Origin of the sequence: Pantoea sp. AS142 (assembly GCF_037152305.1) — a bacterium.
Classification (GTDB): domain Bacteria; phylum Pseudomonadota; class Gammaproteobacteria; order Enterobacterales; family Enterobacteriaceae; genus Pantoea.
Map to the genome: position 1 here is coordinate 701,985 of NZ_JBBCMO010000001.1, position 18,637 is coordinate 720,621.

General features: G+C 54.7%; 17 protein-coding genes. 15 read left to right on the forward strand and 2 right to left on the reverse strand.

Going from position 1 to position 18,637, the window contains the following annotated elements; genetic code table 11:
• Window positions 1-7 precede the first annotated feature (7 nt).
• The 6 genes from flgG to flgL all read left to right on the forward strand — a co-directional run bounded on the left by flgG (window position 8) and on the right by flgL (window position 6,392).
• Window positions 8-790, forward strand: coding sequence for a flagellar basal-body rod protein FlgG (gene flgG / locus WFO64_RS03590; protein ID WP_064704532.1), 783 nt, complete (start codon window positions 8-10; stop codon window positions 788-790).
• A 60-nt stretch (window positions 791-850) separates the two neighbouring features.
• On the forward strand, window positions 851-1,561 hold the full coding sequence (locus tag WFO64_RS03595) for a flagellar basal body L-ring protein FlgH (RefSeq protein ID WP_029518984.1): 711 nt from the start codon (window positions 851-853) through the stop codon (window positions 1,559-1,561).
• 9 nt (window positions 1,562-1,570) lie between these two features.
• Window positions 1,571-2,680 (forward strand): flagellar basal body P-ring protein FlgI, encoded by a 1,110-nt coding sequence (locus WFO64_RS03600; protein WP_337008992.1) that lies wholly within the window; start codon window positions 1,571-1,573, stop codon window positions 2,678-2,680.
• Window positions 2,680-3,639 carry a flagellar assembly peptidoglycan hydrolase FlgJ gene (gene flgJ / locus WFO64_RS03605; protein ID WP_337008994.1) on the forward strand — a complete coding sequence of 320 codons (960 nt, stop codon included), beginning with the start codon at window positions 2,680-2,682 and terminating at the stop codon, window positions 3,637-3,639. Before WFO64_RS03600 ends, flgJ begins: the two co-directional genes overlap by 1 nt.
• Window positions 3,640-3,762: 123 nt before the next feature.
• The gene (gene flgK / locus WFO64_RS03610) at window positions 3,763-5,412 is read left to right on the forward strand and encodes a flagellar hook-associated protein FlgK (protein ID WP_337008996.1); all 1,650 of its coding nucleotides are present in this window, start codon (window positions 3,763-3,765) and stop codon (window positions 5,410-5,412) included.
• Window positions 5,413-5,426: 14 nt separating this feature from the next.
• Window positions 5,427-6,392, forward strand: a complete 966-nt coding sequence (gene flgL / locus WFO64_RS03615) for a flagellar hook-associated protein FlgL (protein WP_337008998.1) — start codon at window positions 5,427-5,429, stop codon at window positions 6,390-6,392.
• A 314-nt stretch (window positions 6,393-6,706) separates the two neighbouring features.
• Here flgL and rne read toward each other — a convergent pair whose 3' ends face one another.
• Window positions 6,707-10,171, reverse strand: coding sequence for a ribonuclease E (gene rne, locus WFO64_RS03620; RefSeq protein ID WP_337009000.1), 3,465 nt, complete (start codon window positions 10,169-10,171; stop codon window positions 6,707-6,709).
• 572 nt (window positions 10,172-10,743) lie between these two features.
• Between rne and rluC the strand changes: the two genes are divergently transcribed.
• The gene (rluC, locus tag WFO64_RS03625) at window positions 10,744-11,700 is read left to right on the forward strand and encodes a 23S rRNA pseudouridine(955/2504/2580) synthase RluC (RefSeq protein ID WP_337009002.1); all 957 of its coding nucleotides are present in this window, start codon (window positions 10,744-10,746) and stop codon (window positions 11,698-11,700) included.
• Window positions 11,701-11,713: 13 nt separating this feature from the next.
• On the opposite strand, the gene WFO64_RS03630 is transcribed toward rluC, so the two are convergent.
• Window positions 11,714-12,301, reverse strand: a complete 588-nt coding sequence (locus WFO64_RS03630; protein WP_337009004.1) for a Maf family protein — start codon at window positions 12,299-12,301, stop codon at window positions 11,714-11,716.
• A gap of 140 nt (window positions 12,302-12,441) precedes the next feature.
• Between WFO64_RS03630 and yceD the strand changes: the two genes are divergently transcribed.
• The 8 genes from yceD (at window position 12,442) to fabF (ending at window position 18,580) form a co-directional block, all read left to right on the forward strand.
• Entirely contained in the window at window positions 12,442-12,963 is a 522-nt protein-coding gene (gene yceD / locus WFO64_RS03635) for a 23S rRNA accumulation protein YceD (RefSeq protein WP_337009006.1), read from the forward strand.
• Between the two features lie 14 nt (window positions 12,964-12,977).
• Entirely contained in the window at window positions 12,978-13,148 is a 171-nt protein-coding gene (rpmF, locus tag WFO64_RS03640) for a 50S ribosomal protein L32 (protein WP_003849870.1), read from the forward strand.
• Window positions 13,149-13,173: 25 nt separating this feature from the next.
• Window positions 13,174-14,214: a phosphate acyltransferase PlsX gene (gene plsX, locus WFO64_RS03645; protein WP_337009008.1), complete on the forward strand. Its 1,041-nt coding sequence runs from the start codon at window positions 13,174-13,176 to the stop codon at window positions 14,212-14,214.
• Window positions 14,215-15,168, forward strand: coding sequence for a beta-ketoacyl-ACP synthase III (locus WFO64_RS03650; RefSeq protein ID WP_337009010.1), 954 nt, complete (start codon window positions 14,215-14,217; stop codon window positions 15,166-15,168).
• Window positions 15,169-15,184: 16 nt separating this feature from the next.
• Window positions 15,185-16,117, forward strand: a complete 933-nt coding sequence (gene fabD / locus WFO64_RS03655) for an ACP S-malonyltransferase (RefSeq protein ID WP_337009012.1) — start codon at window positions 15,185-15,187, stop codon at window positions 16,115-16,117.
• A 10-nt stretch (window positions 16,118-16,127) separates the two neighbouring features.
• A complete protein-coding gene (gene fabG / locus WFO64_RS03660; RefSeq protein ID WP_337009014.1) occupies window positions 16,128-16,862 on the forward strand; it encodes a 3-oxoacyl-ACP reductase FabG in 735 nt (244 codons plus the stop codon).
• A gap of 154 nt (window positions 16,863-17,016) precedes the next feature.
• Window positions 17,017-17,253: an acyl carrier protein gene (gene acpP / locus WFO64_RS03665; protein ID WP_003849865.1), complete on the forward strand. Its 237-nt coding sequence runs from the start codon at window positions 17,017-17,019 to the stop codon at window positions 17,251-17,253.
• Window positions 17,254-17,338: 85 nt separating this feature from the next.
• Window positions 17,339-18,580: a beta-ketoacyl-ACP synthase II gene (fabF, locus tag WFO64_RS03670; protein ID WP_337009016.1), complete on the forward strand. Its 1,242-nt coding sequence runs from the start codon at window positions 17,339-17,341 to the stop codon at window positions 18,578-18,580.
• The last annotated feature ends 57 nt before the right edge of the window (window positions 18,581-18,637 follow it).

Sequence of the window (18,637 nt, forward strand, 5' to 3'; positions counted from 1 at the left end):
TAACAACATGATTCGTTCTTTATGGATCGCTAAGACCGGTCTTGATGCACAGCAGATGAACATGGACGTCATTGCCAACAACCTGGCAAACGTCAGCACCAACGGCTTTAAACGTTCGCGTGCCGTGTTCGAAGATCTGATGTACCAAACCATGCGCCAGCCGGGCACACAGTCATCAGAACAGACAACGCTGCCATCGGGTTTGCAGATCGGTACCGGGGTGCGTCCAGTGACCACTGAGCGTCTGCATACCCAGGGCAACCTGTCGCAGACCAGCAACTCAAAAGATATCGCGATTAACGGTCAGGGTTATTTTCAGATTCAGATGCCGGATGGCACCTCTGCTTATAGTCGTGACGGCGCGTTTCAGGTTGATCAGAATGGCCAGCTGGTGACCAACTCCGGTTTCCCGGTGCAGCCAGGCATTACCATTCCGGCCAATGCCACCAGCATTACCGTTTCGCGTGACGGTGTGGTCAGCGTGACGCAGCAGGGCCAGGCTCAGGCAGCGCAGGTCGGTCAGTTAACCCTGAGCACCTTTATGAATGACGCCGGTCTCGATAGCGTGGGTGAAAACCTCTACAAGGAAACCCAGGCATCGGGGGCACCGACGGACAGCACCCCAGGCCAGAACGGTGCGGGTCTGCTCTATCAGGGCTATACCGAAACCTCGAACGTTAACGTGGCGGAAGAGCTGGTCACCATGATTCAGACGCAGCGCGCCTACGAGATCAACAGCAAGGCGATCAGCACCTCTGATCAGATGCTGGCGAAATTAACGCAGCTTTAATCCCGAACAGGGCCAGCCCGTGCTGGCCTGAAATAGAGACATTAATAAGGTCGTGACGCCGTGGCGAAGCAACAGATTCTCAAGCCTGGACATTGGTTAGTTGCCTCGTTGCTGCTAACTCTTAACGGATGTGCCCTGGTCCCGCGTACCCCGCTGGTCGAAGGTGCAACTACGGCGCAGCCGATGCCGTCCGCGCCACCGGTGGTAAACGGCTCTATATTCCAGGGCGTTGCGCCACTTAACTACGGCTATCAGCCGCTGTTTGAAGATCGCCGCCCACGCAATATTGGCGACACCCTGACCATCACGCTGCAGGAAAACGTCAGCGCCAGCAAAAGCTCCTCAGCCAATGCCAGCCGCGATGGCAGCAACAGCTTTGGTGTGAGCGCGGTGCCGACCGGTCTGGCAGGCCTGGTGGGTGCAGGTGGTGAAAAAGCCAATCTCAGCGCCGAAGGCAAAAACGATTTCGCCGGTAAAGGAGGCGCATCCGCCAATAACACCTTTACCGGCACCATTACCGTCACCGTGGATCAGGTGTTGTCAAACGGCAACCTGCACGTGGTCGGAGAAAAACAGATCGCCATTAATCAGGGCACGGAGTTCATTCGCTTCTCGGGCGTGGTCAACCCACGCACCATCAGCGCCAGTAACGCCGTGTTATCTACCGCTGTCGCCGATGCACGGATTGAGTATGTCGGAAATGGTTACATCAATGAGGCGCAGACCATGGGTTGGTTCCAGCGTTTCTTCCTGAACATCTCGCCGATGTAAGAGGTTTTAATGAAAAAGTTAACGCTGTTGCGCGCCGGGCTGGCACTGCTGCTGGGCGTCAGCCTGCTGGCCAAAGCCGATTTGATTCGTGATTTAACCACAGTACAGGGCGTACGTGATAACCAGCTGCTGGGCTACGGCCTGGTGGTGGGGCTGGATGGCACCGGTGACCAGACCACCCAGACGCCATTTACCACCCAGACAGTCAGCAACATGTTGTCACAACTTGGCATCACCGTTCCTGCCGGAACCAACATGCAGCTGAAAAACGTGGCGGCCGTAATGGTCACCGCTAAACTGCCGTCGTTTGCCCGTCAGGGACAGAATCTGGATGTGGTGGTCTCGTCGCTGGGTAACGCCAAAAGTCTGCGCGGCGGCACGCTATTAATGACGCCGATGAAAGGGGTCGATAACCAGGTCTATGCGCTGGCCCAGGGCAACATCCTGGTCGGTGGTGCGGGCGCGTCAGCAGGTGGCAGCAGTGTTCAGGTTAACCAGCTCAACGGTGGCCGTATCACTGGCGGTGCCACGGTTGAACGTGAACTGCAGAGCAACTTTGGCTCGCAGAATACGATTAACCTGCAGCTTAACAATGAAGATTTCTCAATGGCGCAGCGTATTGCTGATGCGATTAATGCCCGTGGCGGTTACGGCGCGGCGCAGCCGCTGGATGCCCGTACCGTTCAGATCCGCGTGTCACCGAATAATGGTGCGCAGGTGCGTCTGCTGGCTGAAATCCAGAACATTAATGTCTCGATTCCGGTTGAAGATGCCAAAGTGATCATCAACTCCCGTACCGGCTCGGTGGTGATGAACCGTGAAGTCACGCTGAATCAGTGTGCTGTGGCGCAGGGCAACCTGTCGGTTACGGTTAACCAGCAGCAGAATGTCAGTCAGCCCGATACACCATTGGCCGGTGGTCAGACGGTGGCGACGACGCAGACCCAGATCGATCTGCGCCAGACCGGCGGTGCGCTGCAACGCGTCAATGCCAGCGCCAACCTGAACAACGTGGTACGTGCGCTGAATGCGCTGGGTGCGTCACCTATCGAACTGATGTCGATTCTGCAGTCGATGCAGAGTGCCGGCTGTCTGCGTGCCAAACTGGAAATTATCTAATGGCTGATATGCAATCTGCGATGAGTGCGGCTTACGACAGCCGCTCCCTGAATGAACTGAAACACCAGGCCAGTAACGATCCGAAAGGACATGCGTTGCAGGTGGCACGTCAGGTCGAAGGGATGTTTGTACAGATGATGCTGAAGAGTATGCGTGAGGCGTTGCCGCAGGACGGCATTTTGAGCAACGAACAGACCAAACTCTTTACCTCTATGTATGACCAGCAGATTGCACAGGAGATGGGTAAGCGCGGCCTCGGCCTGGCGGAAACCATCGTCAAACAGATGCAGCCCGCCACCCCGCCGGATGAAAAAGCCGGTACGGTGCCGATGAAGCTGGATAACAGCTTTATTCTCAGTACCAGCGGGGCGACAGTGCTGCCCGTTCAGCAGCTGGAGCAGATTGTGCGCAAGGCGATGCCACGTCTGCCGGTGGCTTCACCAACAGGTCTGCCCAGCGACAGCAGCGAGTTTATCGCCCAGCTTACGCAACCGGCGCAGGCTGCCAGTCAGCAGAGTGGCATTCCTCATCACCTGATTCTGGCGCAGGCTGCGCTGGAGTCGGGCTGGGGCCAGCGTCAGATCCTGACCCGCGACGGCAAACCGAGTTACAACGTGTTCGGCATTAAAGCCAGCGGCGACTGGAAAGGTGACACCACTGATATCATGACCACTGAATATGAACAGGGCGAAGCGAAGAAAGTGCGTGCCAGCTTCCGGGTATATAACTCCTATTTCGAGGCGCTGACCGACTACGTCAAACTCCTGACTAAAAACCCACGCTATGCGGCAGTGACAAATGCCACAACTGCAGAGCAGGGTGCGCAGGCATTACAGGCAGCCGGTTATGCCACCGATCCGAAATATGCGCAAAAGCTGGTGGGAATGATTCAGCAATTCAAAAGTATGGGCGACAAAGTCGTCAAAGCGTACAGCCAGGATATTGGCGACCTGTTCTGATTATTTCGCCTCAAGTTTCACTTAAGCAAGCCGATAACATCCCTATAGCCAGAAGCGTTTTCGCCTGCTGGCGCCCACTTTGATGTCTGCCAGCCCGGTTGACGGGGAACGTAAGGAACCGAGATGTCCAGCATAATTAACTCCGCGATGAGTGGATTGAGTGCCGCGCAGGCCGCTCTGAGCACCACCAGTAACAACATCACTAATTACACCGTGGCGGGTTATTCACGTCAGACCACGGTGCTGGCACAGTCGAATAGCACGTTGCAGGGCAACAGCTATTACGGTAATGGGGTGAATATTAGCGGTGTGCAGCGTGAATATGATGCATTCATTGCCACCCAGTTGCGCGGTGCCAGCGCGAACTACAGCGCGGTAGACACCCAGCACAGCCAGATATCCAACATTGACGATTTGCTGTCGACCTCGACCACCAGTCTGTCGACCTCGCTGCAGAGCTTCTTTACTAACCTGCAGAACGTGGTCAGTAACGCTAACGATCCCTCAGCGCGTCAGTCGATACTCAGCAACGCGCAGGGACTGGTCAGCCAGTTCCAGACGTCGGCGCAATACCTGAACAGTATGCAGAACAGCGTCAATGCCGACATCGATTCCAACGTGAAACAGATCAATACCTTCAGCACTCAGATTGCCGATCTCAACAAGCAGATTGCCAAACTGACCACGGGCAACGGTACCGCACCCAACGATCTGCTGGATAAGCGTGATCAGCTGGTCAATGACCTGAACAATGTGGTTGGCGTCACGGTGTCGCAGCAGGATGGGGGCTATACGGTGTCAATGGCCAATGGCCTGACCCTGGTGAACGGCAACAAGTCGAACGATCTGGTAGCGATGACCTCCAGCAGTGATCCAACGCGCACCACTATCGGCTATGTCGATAAACAGGCGGGCAACATGGAGATTCCAGAAAAACTGATCACCACGGGCTCGCTGGGTGGTCTGCTGGCGTTTCGCTCTCAGGATCTCGATCTGGCGCAGAATCAGCTTGGTCAGTTAGCGGCCGCTTTCACCACCAGCTTCAATGACATTCACAAGCAGGGCTTTGACAGTAATGGCGATCAGGGGGTCGATTTCTTCAATATTGGTAGCCCGACTGTCGCAGCAAGCAGCAAAAACAGTACCGCTGCGTCGGTAACAGCGGAGTGGACAGATACCAGTGCGCTGAAAGCCTCAAATTACACCGTAAGTTATGACGGCAGTAACTGGTCCGCAACGCGTGCTTCAGACGGCACCGCTGTCACCATTACCCCTGGTACCGACGCCAGTGGCAACACCACCCTGAGCTTTGATGGTCTGAAGCTGACCGTTGCCGCCACGCCTGCGCCAGCAGCGAAAGACAGTTTCCTGGTGAAGCCGGTACAGAACGTGATAAATGACATGTCAGTGGCGATCACCAGTGAATCACAGGTGGCCGCCGCGGGTGCAGTCGGTGGCGAGAGTGATAACCGTAATGCGCAAAAATTGCTGAATCTGCAGGACACAAAGTTGGTCGGCGGCAACGCCACGCTGTCTCAGGCCTATGCCAGCATCGTTAGCACCGTGGGTAACAAAACCAGTTCGCTGGAAACCACCAGCACGACTCAGGAAAGCGTGGTCAGTCAGCTGACCGATCGCCAGCAGTCAGTCTCTGGTGTAAACCTTGATGAAGAGTACGCTAACCTGACGAAATATCAGCAATATTACATGGCAAATGCGCAGGTGCTGCAGACTGCCAGCACCATTTTTGATGCATTAATCAATATTCGCTAAGGGCGGGAGAAAACATGCGAATCAGTACAAATATGATTTTTGACCAGCAGGTGCGTGGCATTACTGACTCGCAAGCCTCCTGGCTAAAAGTGGGCGAGCAGCTCTCCAGCGGTCTCCGTGTCACCAACCCCTCTGATGATCCGATTGCTGCGTCACGCGCTGTGGTGTTGTCACAAACTCAGGCCCAGGGCGAACAGTATGCGCTGGCACGCACCTTTGCCGAGCAGGGACTGTCACTGGAAGAGAATGCGCTGCAAGGCGTAACCAGTGGGATCCAGGATGCGCAAACGCTGATCGTCAATGGTTCAACCGGTACGCTGAGCGATGATGACCGTGCTTCAATTGCCACCCAGCTTGAAGGCATTCGCGCCCAATTGCTTAACCAGGCAAATAGCCAGGATGCCAATGGCCGCTACATCTTTGCCGGTTACAAAACCGACAGTGCCCCCTTCGTCGATGCATCAGCGACTGGGGTTAGCTACACGGGCGGCACTGAGGCGATCACCCAGAAGGTTGACACAAGCCGTACCATGACAGTAGCTCATACCGGCGATAACATCTTTATGGCGATCACGGGCAATGCCACCAAAGAGCCGGATGGCAGCGCCAGCGAAACCAACCTGTTTAAAATGCTTGATAGCGCTATTGCTGCGCTGAAAGTGCCACAGGATGATGCTGATGATGCAACCAAACAGACCTTTCAGGCGGCGATGGATAAAACTAACCGCGGCCTGGGGAACGCGCTGAATAATGTCTTAACCGTGCGTTCTGAGATTGGTACCCAGCTGTCTGAGATTGATACGCTGAATGCGCAGGGTGATGACCGCAAGGTAATCTACAGCTCGCAGATGAGTGACCTGGTTGATGCGGATTACACGGAGGCAGCGTCCAGTTATACCATGCAGCAGACGGCACTTCAGGCTTCTTATAAGACCTTTACTGATATGTCCAAGATGTCATTGTTCCAGATGAATTCGTAATCTGACCTGAAAATTTGGGCGTACTTTAACCGGATACGCTTACTTTTCCCCACCCTTCCGATAACGGAGGGTGGGTTTTTTTTGCCTGCGATTTAGCCGATGGCGGGGAGACAATGGCCATAAAATCCCGGTTGCTTTCTATGACCAGACTGCTTGCTGGATTGCTTTCGTGTATCCCCGACCGCCGCCTTTCCTGATACCTGATGACTGAGCAGCAGGGTGCGGTGAATCTTATGTCCGGCTGACGGCCCGCGCCGCAGCCATAAAAAAACCCCGGCCATCAGGCCGGGGTTGAGTTTACAACTGCTTATGCGTTAGGGCTTGGTTGCCGGGGCAGTCGCCTGATGTGTGGCGCTATGACCACCCGCAGAACCACGACCGTCGAACTCATACGGTGCTCGCACCCAGTCACTGTGCGGAGTAGGTTCTGACTGCCAGACTGGCGCAGGGGCTTTCGTCATCGGCGCAGAGGCAAAGTGCTTCCAGCGCGTCCCGTCATTCGGCACAGTTGCAGCTGCAGGCACTGATGCAACAGGTTCGGCCGCAGTCACCGGGGCTGCAGGCGCGATATCGCGTGCGGCAACCGGAGCATGAGGTTCGCGAACGTGCGCTGTTTCGGCTTCTGCTGCGACCGGCGCTTTCAGGACTTCTTCCACCTCGGCTGCGATCTCTTCGCTGACATCAGTCGCTGACTGCTCAGCAACCTCAGCAACCTCTGAAGGCTGTTCAACCGCTTCAGGCTCTCCAACAACTTCAGGCTGTTCAACCGCTTCAGGCTGTCCAACAACTTCAGGCTGCGCAGTCTCATCCGCAGGTGTCGCAACCGGAGCTTCAGCGACCGGCTCAGCAGGCACCGCTTCAGCCGCTACAGCTTCCGCTTTCGCTTCATCGGCAGCTGGAACAACAGAAGGCTGTTCGTCAACCGGGGCGTCGATAGCACGGGTATCGTCAGTGTTGACGACCGGTACAGGCGTTTCTGCCTGTTGTACCGGTGCGTCCTGAGCAACAGATTCAACTGCGGAAGCCACTGGCAGCGCACGGGTGACGTCTGCTGTCTCTTCGTGGTGGTAGGCGGGTGTTTCGTGAGTCACATTCTGAACCTGCTCTTCGCTGGCCTGGCTCACCGGGTAACGGATCCAGACTTTACCGGATGCCATCTCTGGTGAGGCAGCCGCAGCGGCCAGAGGCATTGCTGACTGAGTCGGGTAACGCTCATCACGGTAACGACGACGACGCTGTCCGCTGACGCGCAGATGACGAGGTGAACGACGTGAGCGACGCGGCATATTGGCGTTATCGCGGTTGTCGTTGTCATCCTGCTCTTCATTCTGCGGTGCCTTCAATTCAGGCTGCAGCTGAGAAACCTCCGTCAGTTGAGGCTGGCGCACTTCAGCCGGTTGGGCGATGTCGCTGGCTTCGGCTGGCATCGGCGGACGGTTATCATCAACACGTACCTTCTGGTTCAGCTGACGCGGCTTACGACGCGGCATAACCTGTACGCGCTCATCATCCTGTGGCTCGGTCACGTCCAGAGCTTCCGCCACCACTGCCGGTTGCTCAGCGACTTTGGCCGCTTCTTCACCGGCACGTTTCTCTTCCTGACGACGACGCTGACGCTCAGCACGCTGTTCACGGCGCTGTTGCTGCTGCTCATCACGCTGCTGGCGTGCTTCTTCGCTCAGTGCCGGTCGCTCTTCGCGAACTTCACCAGACTGGGACTGACGCTTGTTGCGGCGGTTGTCGTTGCCATCACGCGACTCGCGATTTTCACGTGGCTCGCGGCTTTCGCGCGGTTCACGGCTTTCACGCGGTTCACGACTTTCGCGTGGTTCACGGCCTTCACGCGACTGTGCGTTATCTCCATTACGCGGGGTACGCTCACGACGATTGTTGTTACGACGGTTGTTATTGTTGCTGCGACGCTCGCCACGGCCGCTGCTGTTCTCCTGCTCGCTCTCAGCGGCTTTCTGCGGCTCAGCAACCTCAGTGGCTACTGGCGCGGCAGCAGGGGCGTCTTCACCTGCGAACATTTTTTTCAGGCCGCCAAGCAAACGTCCGAAGAAACCGGTGCTGACGGTAGCAGGCGCAGCCACAGCCGGTGCTGCTTTTGCTGCCGGCTGGGCTTCAGCGCGTTGCGCTTCTGGCTCAATTTCAACCGGTGCCGGAGGCGCATCAGGCATCACAAAGGCGGCCAGAGCAGGTTGCTCAGGACGACGGCGTTCAGCATGTTCTTCTTCCGACGGCATCGCCATTTCAGCTTCATGCAGCTTCGGCAGATGATAGCTCAGGGTCTGCGTCTCTTCGCCTTTGCGGACACGCAGTACGGAGTAGTGTGGGGTCTGCATTTTGTCATCAGGAACAATGATTGCACGCACACCGCCCTGGCGTTTTTCAATGGCGTTAACCGCATCACGTTTTTCGTTCAGCAGGTAAGAGGCCACCTGAACCGGAACAATAGCGTGAACTTCTTTCGTGTTGTCTTTCAGCGCTTCTTCTTCAATCAGACGCAGGATCGACAGCGCCAGTGACTCGTTATCACGGATAGTGCCGGTACCGCTACAGCGTGGGCAGACGTGATGACTGGATTCACCCAATGACGGGCTCAGACGCTGACGGGACATCTCCAGCAGGCCGAAACGTGAAATATGGCTAATCTGAATGCGGGCGCGGTCCTGACGGACAGCTTCACGCAGACGATTCTCAACCGCACGCTGATGGCGTACCGGCGTCATATCGATGTAATCGATAACGATCAGGCCGCCCAGATCACGCAGGCGCAACTGACGAGCAATCTCATCGGCCGCTTCAAGGTTAGTGTTAAACGCCGTCTCTTCGATGTCACCGCCGCGCGTCGCGCGTGCTGAGTTGATATCGATAGCGGTCAGCGCTTCAGTACTGTCGATAACGATCGAGCCACCGGAAGGCAGGCGGACTTCACGCTGGAAAGCGGATTCGATTTGCGATTCGATTTGATAGTGGCTGAACAGCGGGATTTCACCGGTGTAGAGCTTAATTTTGCTGCTAAAGTCCGGACGACCCAGCGCAGCGATATGCTGACGCGCCAGTTCCAGTACTTTCGGATTATCGATAAGAATTTCACCGATGTCCTGACGCAGATAGTCGCGGAAGGCACGCACAATCACGTTGCTTTCCTGATGGATCAGGAACGGAGCAGGGCGGTTTTCAGCCGCTTTCTTGATAGCTTCCCAGTGTTTGAGGCGGAAGCTTAAATCCCACTGCAGCGATTCGGCTGATTTGCCGACGCCTGCAGTGCGGACAATCAGGCCCATGCCTTCCGGCAGTTCCAGTGCCGACAGCGCTTCTTTCAGTTCGGTACGATCGTCACCTTCTATGCGGCGAGAGATACCGCCCGCACGCGGGTTATTCGGCATCAATACCAGGTAGCTGCCCGCCAGAGAGATAAAGGTCGTCAGCGCAGCCCCTTTGTTGCCGCGTTCCTCTTTATCGATCTGAACAATGACTTCCTGACCTTCACGCAGCACGTCTTTAATATTCGGACGACCATGCGCGTTATAGCTGGAGGGAAAGTATTCGCGGGAGATTTCTTTTAACGGGAGGAAACCGTGACGCTCTGCGCCGTAATCGACAAACGCAGCTTCAAGGCTGGGTTCAATGCGCGTGATTTTACCTTTGTAAATGTTGGCTTTTTTCTGTTCGTGTCCAGGGCTTTCAATATCCAGATCGTACAGACGCTGACCGTCAACCAGGGCAACGCGCAACTCCTCCTGCTGAGTTGCGTTTATTAACATTCTTTTCATCGTGACTTACTCGTTATTCTTTCATGAGTGATTACAGCTGCGGGCATAGTTACCCTGGACGAGTATCAACCGATGGCCCCGTGACTTAGTGCAATGTCGTCAACCTCACGGCTGTCGACCGCGCGAGGGGCGCAAATAACGTCGGTGGCCTGTTTTTCATAAGGGAAAACAGCACCAGATAGTGGAAATGCCTGAGAGATTAAACAAAACCCGTGCATCCCATACTGTTGTCCAGGCCGCAACCCGCAGCCCGCTAAGTGCCTGATTTCGCATTACGTCTTACGCCATTGCTGCGTGTCTGCTCAATCCGGCAAAATGACAATTTCGCTCTTTTTCTGCCCTGAAATGCTTCAGGTAAGAAACTCGAGCATTATTCCATTGCTAACCTTCATATAGCAAGGCGACTTTAGCCAGCTTGTGAAGTTTCTTTACATGTAAACCGCTAATGTGTCGGACAAAGCAGCGCTTTGCTGAAAAAGCCAGCAGCCGGGCTGCTACCGTCACAGTAACCCCAGAGTTAAGCACAGAAAAAGGGGTGGCGCTATCCGGGGACACTATTTAGAATCGCCGCCATGAAAACAGAGAATCCCGGCGTACATTTTGTCGCCATCACGGCTGAAAATGCCGGACAACGCATTGATAACTTTTTGCGCACCCAGCTCAAGGGTGTGCCAAAGAGCATGATTTATCGCATCGTACGCAAAGGCGAGGTACGCGTGAATAAAAAGCGCGTCAAACCCGAGTATAAGCTGGAGGAGGGCGATGAGGTGCGTATTCCGCCGGTTCGGGTAGCGGAACGCGACGAAGACGCTGTTTCACCGAAGCTGGCGAAAGTCGCGTCACTGGCAGATGCCATCCTTTTTGAGGATGAGTCGCTGCTGGTGATGAACAAGCCTTCCGGCACCGCCGTGCATGGCGGCAGTGGACTCAGCTTCGGTGTAATCGAAGGGTTACGCGCTTTGCGACCTGAAGCGCGGTTTCTGGAACTGGTGCATCGCCTGGATCGTGACACCTCAGGCATTTTGCTGGTCGCAAAAAAGCGCTCAGCGCTGCGTTCCCTGCATGAGCAACTGCGTGAAAAGGGGATGCAGAAAGATTATCTGGCTCTGGTGCGTGGCAACTGGCCGTCACACCTGAAGGTGGTTCAGGCGCCACTGCTGAAAAATATCCTGCAGAGCGGTGAACGCGTAGTGCGTGTCAGCAGCGAAGGCAAAGCTTCTGAAACTCGCTTTAAAGTGGAAGAGCGGTTCGACTTTGCCACGCTGGTGAAAGCGAGTCCGGTCACCGGACGCACCCACCAGATTCGTGTGCATACGCTGCATGCCGGCCATCCTATTGCCTTTGACGATCGCTACGGAGAACGTGACTTTGACAGTCAGCTGGCGGCAACTGGTTTAAAACGTCTGTTCCTGCACGCTGCGGCGCTGACCTTTACCCATCCCGGAACCGGCGAAGTGATGCGGGTCGACGCGCCACTGGATGATGGCCTCAAGCAGTGTTTGCTTAAGTTGCGTCAGCTAAAAGCATAAACGCTTGCCGGTATTAGTTCGTTAAAGGATTGATGCCGGCCTGCTGCAACATCCCGTTTAGCGCAATCAGCGGCAGTCCGATCAGCGTATTGGGATCGCGTCCCTCCAGCCGTTCAAACAGACAAATACCCAGCCCTTCACTTTTAAAGCTACCTGCACACTGAAGCGGTTGCTCCTTTTCCACATAGCCTGCAATTTCAGCGTCGGTTAAGGTGCGAAAATGAACTACAAAGGGTTCATAACACTGCAGCAGCTGGCCACTGGCTGGATGAAAAAGTGCCAGGCCGGTGTAAAAAGTAATGGCCTTACCGCTGGCGGCACGCAGTTGCGCCCGCGCATTATCAGTCGTATGTGGTTTTCCGGTAATCTGGCCATCGAGCACGCAGACCTGGTCGGAACCGATAATCCAGTGTTGGGGATAGCGATCTGCCAGCGCCTGCGCTTTCGCCATAGCAAGACGTGTCACCAGCGCTTCAGCGGTTTCATCGTGCTGTGGTGATTCATCAATCTCTGGCGCGGCGGTAATAAAAGGCAGGCCCAGTTTGTGCAGTAATGCCTGTCTATAAGGCGAGGTTGAAGCTAAAAGAATCGATGGCGTCATTTTTTTTCAATAGTGATAGCGAATTGGTGACAGTCATTTTAAACTGTGCGCCGCACTGGATGCGAATAGTGGTTGAAAGATGCTGTTTAACGGCCTTTTTCTTTGACTCTATGACATTACAAAGTTAATATGCGCGCCCTATGCAAAAGGTAAAATTACCCCTAACGCTGGACCCTGTCCGCACCGCTCAGAAGCGCCTTGATTATCAGGGTGTCTACACATCAGTACAGGTGGAGCGTGTGGCCGAGTCGGTCGTTAGTGTGGACAGTGATGTGGATTGTGCCATGTCGTTTGCGGTTGATAACCAACGTCTGGCAGTACTGACGGGTACTGCTGAAGTACACGTGACGTTGCGTTGCCAGCGCTGCAACCAGACCTTTCCCCATCACGTACAAGTAAGTTATTGCTTCAGCCCTGTCTCTTCTGAAGAGCAGGCCGAGGCATTGCCGGAAGCGTACGAGCCGGTCGATGTCAACGAGTTTGGTGAAATCGATTTGCTGGCAGTTGTCGAGGATGAACTGATTCTCGCCCTGCCGGTCGTTCCGGTGCACGATTCTGAACACTGTGAAGTGTCCGAGGCGGACATGGTCTTTGGTAAACTGCCTGCAGAGGCGGAGAAACCAAATCCATTTGCCGTATTAGCCAGTTTAAAGCGTAAGTAATAGGAGTAAGGTCCATGGCCGTACAACAGAATAAACCCACCCGTTCTAAGCGTGGTATGCGTCGTTCGCACGATGCGCTGACCACTGCTGCTCTGTCAGTAGATAAAGTTTCTGGCGAAACTCATCTGCGTCACCACATCACTGCGGACGGTTACTACCGCGGTCGCAAGGTTATCGTTAAGTAAGTTTCTTGCTTAGCAAGGCGATACCTTGACACGTTTGACCCTGGCGATTGATGCCATGGGCGGGGATTTCGGTCCCTGCGTGACAGTGCCTGCAGCATTGCAGGCACTGGCCTCTCATTCGGAACTATTCCTTCTTCTTGTCGGACATCCCGACACCCTCATGCCATTGCTTGCCAAAGCGGATTCCTCCCTGATGGGGCGTTTGCAGGTCATCCCTGCCGAATCGGTTATTGCAAGTGATGCGCGGCCCGCTCAGGCCATCCGCAACAGTCGCGGCAGCTCAATGCGTGTCGCACTGGAGATGGTTAAAGAGGGACGTGCTCAGGCCTGTATCAGCGCCGGAAATACCGGTGCGCTGATGGGGCTGTCGACAATCGTATTAAAACCGCTGGAAGGTATTAAACGCCCGGCGCTGATGTCCATTTTACCGCACCAGCAACAGGGTAAAACTGTGGTGCTGGATCTGGGCGCGAATGTTGGCTCAGACAGTGCAATGCTGGTGCAGTTTGCCGTGATGGGGTCGGTGATGGCTGAGTATGTGCTTGGTATTCCACGTCCACGTGTCGCGCTGCTCAATATTGGTCATGAAGAGACCAAAGGGCTGGAAACCATCCGCGACGCCGCGGTAATGCTGCGAGAATCACCGCAAATCAACTATATTGGTTACCTTGAAGGTAACGAGTTACTCACCGGTAAAACGGATGTGATGGTCTGTGACGGTTTTGTTGGAAACGTCACGCTGAAGACGATGGAAGGCGTAGTAAGAATGTTTCTTTCTCTGCTGAAGTCATCAGGGGAAGGTAAAAAACGGTCATGGTGGCTGACGTTGCTGGGACGCTGGATTCAGAAACGTCTGGCGAAGCGCTTCGGGCATCTCAACCCTGACCAGTACAATGGCGCTTGTCTGTTAGGATTGCGCGGAACAGTGATCAAGAGTCACGGCGCAGCAAATCAGCGCGCCTTCGCCGTGGCGATAGAACAGGCAGAGCAGGCGGTGAGGCAGCAAATTCCCGAACGAATTGCTGCGCGCCTTGATGCTGTATTAGCCAGGAGTGACAAAGCCTAGATGTATACCAAAATTATCGGTACGGGCAGTTATCTGCCCAGCCAGGTTCGCACCAATGCCGATCTGGAAAAAATGGTGGAGACGTCGGACGAGTGGATTGTTACCCGTACCGGCATCCGTGAGCGTCGTATTGCTGCGCCTGACGAAACTGTCGCCACCATGGGATTTAGCGCGGCGCAACGCGCCCTTGAAATGGCAGGCATTGAAGCGAACGAGGTTGGGCTGATTATTGTCGCCACAACCTCTTCCAGCCATGCTTTCCCCAGCTCCGCCTGCATGATACAGCAAATGCTGGAGATCAAAGACTGCGCGGCGTTTGACCTCGCTGCCGCCTGCGCAGGTTTTACCTATGCGCTGAGCGTGGCCGATCAATACATCAAAAATGGCGCAGTCAAGCATGCTCTGGTGATTGGCGCTGATGTACTGGCGCGCGCACTTGATCCGGATGATCGTGGCACTATCATCCTGTTTGGTGATGGTGCAGGCGCGGTCGTTCTGGGGCAGAGCGAAGAGCAGGGGATTATCTCTACCCACCTTCATGCTGATGGTCGCTATGCGCAGCTTCTGACGCTGCCTTATCAGGATCGTGCACATCAGGATCAGCCTGCTTACGTCACCATGGCAGGCAACGAAGTCTTCAAGGTCGCCGTGACCGAGTTGGCACATATCGTTGATGAAACGCTGCAGGCGAATAATCTCGACCGGGAAAGGCTGGACTGGCTGGTGCCACATCAGGCGAACCTGCGCATTATCAGCGCCACCGCGAAAAAACTCGGCATGACCATGGATAAAGTGGTCGTCACCCTGGATCGCCATGGCAATACCTCTGCCGCATCGGTGCCAAGCGCATTGGATGAAGCGGTTCGTGATGGCCGCATCAAACCCGGACACCTTATTCTGCTGGAAGCCTTTGGTGGTGGATTCACCTGGGGTTCTGCGCTGGTTCGCTTTTGATTGACAGGAACGAAAGATGACGCAATTTGCATTTGTTTTTCCCGGTCAGGGTTCACAGACCGTGGGCATGCTGACTGAATTAGCGGCAACGTATCCGCTGGTTGAAGAGACCTTCCGTGAGGCCTCTGACGCGCTGGGATATGATCTCTGGCAGTTAGTGAGTCAGGGTCCGGCTGAAGCGCTTAACAAAACCTGGCAGACACAGCCTGCGCTGTTAGCTGCCTCGGTGGCAATCTACCGTGTCTGGCAGCAGCAAGGTGGTGAAAAGCCAGTGCTTATGGCGGGTCACAGCCTGGGCGAATATTCAGCGCTGGTTTGCGCGGGTGTGCTTAACTTTGCGGATGCCGTGAAGCTGGTTGAACTGCGTGGCAAACTCATGCAGGAAGCAGTGCCAGAAGGCACTGGCGCAATGCAGGCGATTATTGGCCTCGATGACGCGGCTATCCGTAAAGCCTGTGAAGAGAGCGCGCAGGGTCAGGTGGTCTCACCGGTTAACTTCAATTCGCCGGGCCAGGTGGTCATTGCGGGCAACAAAGAAGCCGTTGAGCGTGCGGGTACCGCCTGTAAAGCGGCAGGCGCTAAACGTGCCTTACCGCTGCCGGTCAGCGTTCCCTCTCACTGCGCACTAATGAAGCCTGCTGCCGATAAACTGGCGGTTGCGCTTGAGAACATCACCTTCAATGCGCCTGCGGTGCCCGTGATTAACAACGTCGATGTGAAGGCTGAAACCGACGCTGCGGCCATCCGTCATGCGCTGGTACGCCAGCTTTACAGCCCGGTTCGCTGGACCGAGAGCGTGGAAGCGATGGCGGCACAGGGCGTGACGCAGCTCCTGGAGATGGGTCCAGGCAAAGTCCTGACCGGACTGACGAAACGTATTGTCGATAGCCTGACAGCGGCTGCCGTTAACGATACGGCATCACTGACGGCTGCACTCGGTAAGGAATAAGAGGGAAATCATGAGCTTTGAAGGTAAAGTTGCGCTGGTTACCGGCGCGAGTCGCGGCATTGGTCGTGCGATCGCAGAAACACTGGCGGCACGTGGTGCCAGAGTGGTAGGTACTGCGACCAGCCAGAGTGGCGCCGATGCCATCAGTGCTTACCTTGGCGACAAGGGCAAAGGCCTGTTACTGAACGTGACAGATGCTGAGTCAATCAACACTGTTTTAGAGAATATTCGCGCTGAATTTGGCGAAGTGGATATTTTAGTCAATAATGCAGGCATTACGCGTGATAATCTTCTCATGCGCATGAAGGACGATGAGTGGCAGGATATCCTGGATACCAACCTCACATCGGTATTCCGCCTTTCTAAGGCGGTACTGCGTGCCATGATGAAAAAGCGCGTGGGCCGTATCATCACCATCGGTTCCGTTGTTGGAACCATGGGTAACGCGGGACAGGCAAACTACGCGGCAGCAAAAGCGGGTTTAATTGGCTTTAGCAAATCACTGGCGCGCGAAATCGCGTCACGTGGCATTACCGTCAACGTCGTGGCTCCAGGCTTTATTGAGACTGACATGACGCGGGCACTGAACGAAGATCAACGTTCCGGTATTTTGGCGGAAGTCCCTGCGGGTCGCTTAGGTGATGCTCAGGAAATCGCCAATGCTGTGGCATTTTTAGCCTCTGACGAAGCAGCCTACATCACTGGTGAAACGCTGCACGTCAATGGCGGAATGTACATGGTTTGATAAATCACGAAATCATTTGCTTTATTTGCGGTTAAAACCGCAAAATAACGCAAAATCGTGGTTCGACCAGCCGGGATTTTGTTGCATCTTTTTCACCATTTTATACACTACGAAAACCATCGCGAAAGCGAGTTTTGATAGGAAATTAAATAGTATGAGCGATATCGAACAACGCGTTAAGAAAATCATCAGTGAGCAGCTGGGTGTGAAAGAGGAAGAAGTCACCAACTCTGCATCTTTCGTAGAAGACCTGGGTGCCGATTCTCTTGATACCGTTGAGCTGGTGATGGCTCTGGAAGAAGAGTTTGATACTGAGATTCCAGACGAAGAAGCTGAGAAAATCACTACCGTTCAGGCAGCGATCGACTATATCAATAGCCATAAAGGCTAATGAATATCTTCAGGCGGTCGCTCGACCGCCTGATTTTTTTGTTTGTCCCACATAGTTCCCTATTTCCCCTCCCTGGAGGACGAACGTGTCTAAGCGTCGTGTAGTTGTGACTGGTCTTGGCATGTTGTCTCCTGTCGGCAATACCGTAGAGTCTACCTGGAGTGCTCTCCTTGCCGGTCAGAGCGGCATTACCCTGATCGACCATTTTGATACCAGTGCTTATGCAACCCGTTTTGCAGGTCTGGTAAGAGATTTTAATTGTGATGACTACATCTCGCGCAAAGATCAGCGCAAGATGGATGAATTCATCCAATACGGCATTGTGGCCGGTATTCAGGCCATGCAGGACAGTGGTCTGGTCGTGACCGATGAAAATGCAGGCCGTATGGGCGCAGCGATTGGTTCCGGTATCGGTGGCTTAGGTCTGATTGAAGAGAATCATACTTCACTGGTCAACGGCGGCCCACGCAAAATCAGTCCGTTCTTTGTGCCTTCAACCATTGTTAACATGGTGGCGGGTCATCTCACCATCATGTATGGCCTGAAAGGTCCAAGCATCTCTATCGCGACAGCCTGTACCTCTGGTGTACATAACATCGGTCATGCCGCACGTATCATCGCCTATAACGATGCTGACGTGATGCTGGCGGGTGGTACAGAGAAAGCCAGTACACCATTAGGCGTCGGTGGTTTTGGTGCAGCACGCGCCCTCTCAACCCGTAACGATAACCCGCAGGCGGCCAGCCGCCCGTGGGATAAAGATCGCGACGGTTTTGTGTTGGGGGATGGTGCTGGCATTGTAGTACTCGAAGAGTACGAACATGCGAAGAAACGTGGTGCGAAAATCTACGCAGAAGTTGTAGGTTTTGGTATGAGCAGCGATGCCTACCACATGACTTCACCACCAGAAGATGGTTCAGGCGCAGCGGCGGCAATGATCAATGCACTGCGTGATGCTCAGCTGACGCCAGAGCAGATCGGCTATGTCAATGCGCACGGTACCTCTACGCCAGCGGGTGATAAAGCAGAAGCGCGGGCGGTGAAATCGGTCTTTGGTGCTGCAGCCAGCAGTGTGATGGTGAGCTCGACCAAATCAATGACCGGGCATCTACTGGGTGCGGCAGGCGCTGTTGAATCGATCTACTCGATTCTGGCGCTGCGCGACCAGGCTGTTCCACCGACCATTAACCTCGACAATCCGGATGAGGGCTGCGATCTCGACTTCGTTCCTCACACCGCGCGTCAGGTTTCCAATCTGACGTATACCCTGTGTAACTCCTTCGGTTTCGGCGGAACTAACGGTTCGTTGATCTTCCGTAAAGTGTAATCGTTGTAGATTACTAAAGAGGCCCGCGATGCGGGCCTTTTTTTATCCTGCAGAACG

Bases quoted from the DNA above. Each gene is read 5' to 3' on its own strand.
- flgL (WP_337008998.1), top strand. From the start codon at position 5,427: ATGCGAATCAGTACAAATATGATTTTTGACCAGCAGGTGCGTGGCATT.
- WFO64_RS03600 (WP_337008992.1), top strand. From the start codon at position 1,571: ATGAAAAAGTTAACGCTGTTGCGCGCCGGGCTGGCACTGCTGCTGGGC.
- rpmF (WP_003849870.1), top strand. From the start codon at position 12,978: ATGGCCGTACAACAGAATAAACCCACCCGTTCTAAGCGTGGTATGCGT.
- flgJ (WP_337008994.1), top strand. From the start codon at position 2,680: ATGGCTGATATGCAATCTGCGATGAGTGCGGCTTACGACAGCCGCTCC.
- flgK (WP_337008996.1), top strand. From the start codon at position 3,763: ATGTCCAGCATAATTAACTCCGCGATGAGTGGATTGAGTGCCGCGCAG.
- WFO64_RS03630 (WP_337009004.1), bottom strand. From the start codon at position 12,301: ATGACGCCATCGATTCTTTTAGCTTCAACCTCGCCTTATAGACAGGCA.
- fabD (WP_337009012.1), top strand. From the start codon at position 15,185: ATGACGCAATTTGCATTTGTTTTTCCCGGTCAGGGTTCACAGACCGTG.
- yceD (WP_337009006.1), top strand. From the start codon at position 12,442: ATGCAAAAGGTAAAATTACCCCTAACGCTGGACCCTGTCCGCACCGCT.
- rluC (WP_337009002.1), top strand. From the start codon at position 10,744: ATGAAAACAGAGAATCCCGGCGTACATTTTGTCGCCATCACGGCTGAA.
- rne (WP_337009000.1), bottom strand. From the start codon at position 10,171: ATGAAAAGAATGTTAATAAACGCAACTCAGCAGGAGGAGTTGCGCGTT.
- fabG (WP_337009014.1), top strand. From the start codon at position 16,128: ATGAGCTTTGAAGGTAAAGTTGCGCTGGTTACCGGCGCGAGTCGCGGC.
- flgG (WP_064704532.1), top strand. From the start codon at position 8: ATGATTCGTTCTTTATGGATCGCTAAGACCGGTCTTGATGCACAGCAG.
- WFO64_RS03650 (WP_337009010.1), top strand. From the start codon at position 14,215: ATGTATACCAAAATTATCGGTACGGGCAGTTATCTGCCCAGCCAGGTT.
- acpP (WP_003849865.1), top strand. From the start codon at position 17,017: ATGAGCGATATCGAACAACGCGTTAAGAAAATCATCAGTGAGCAGCTG.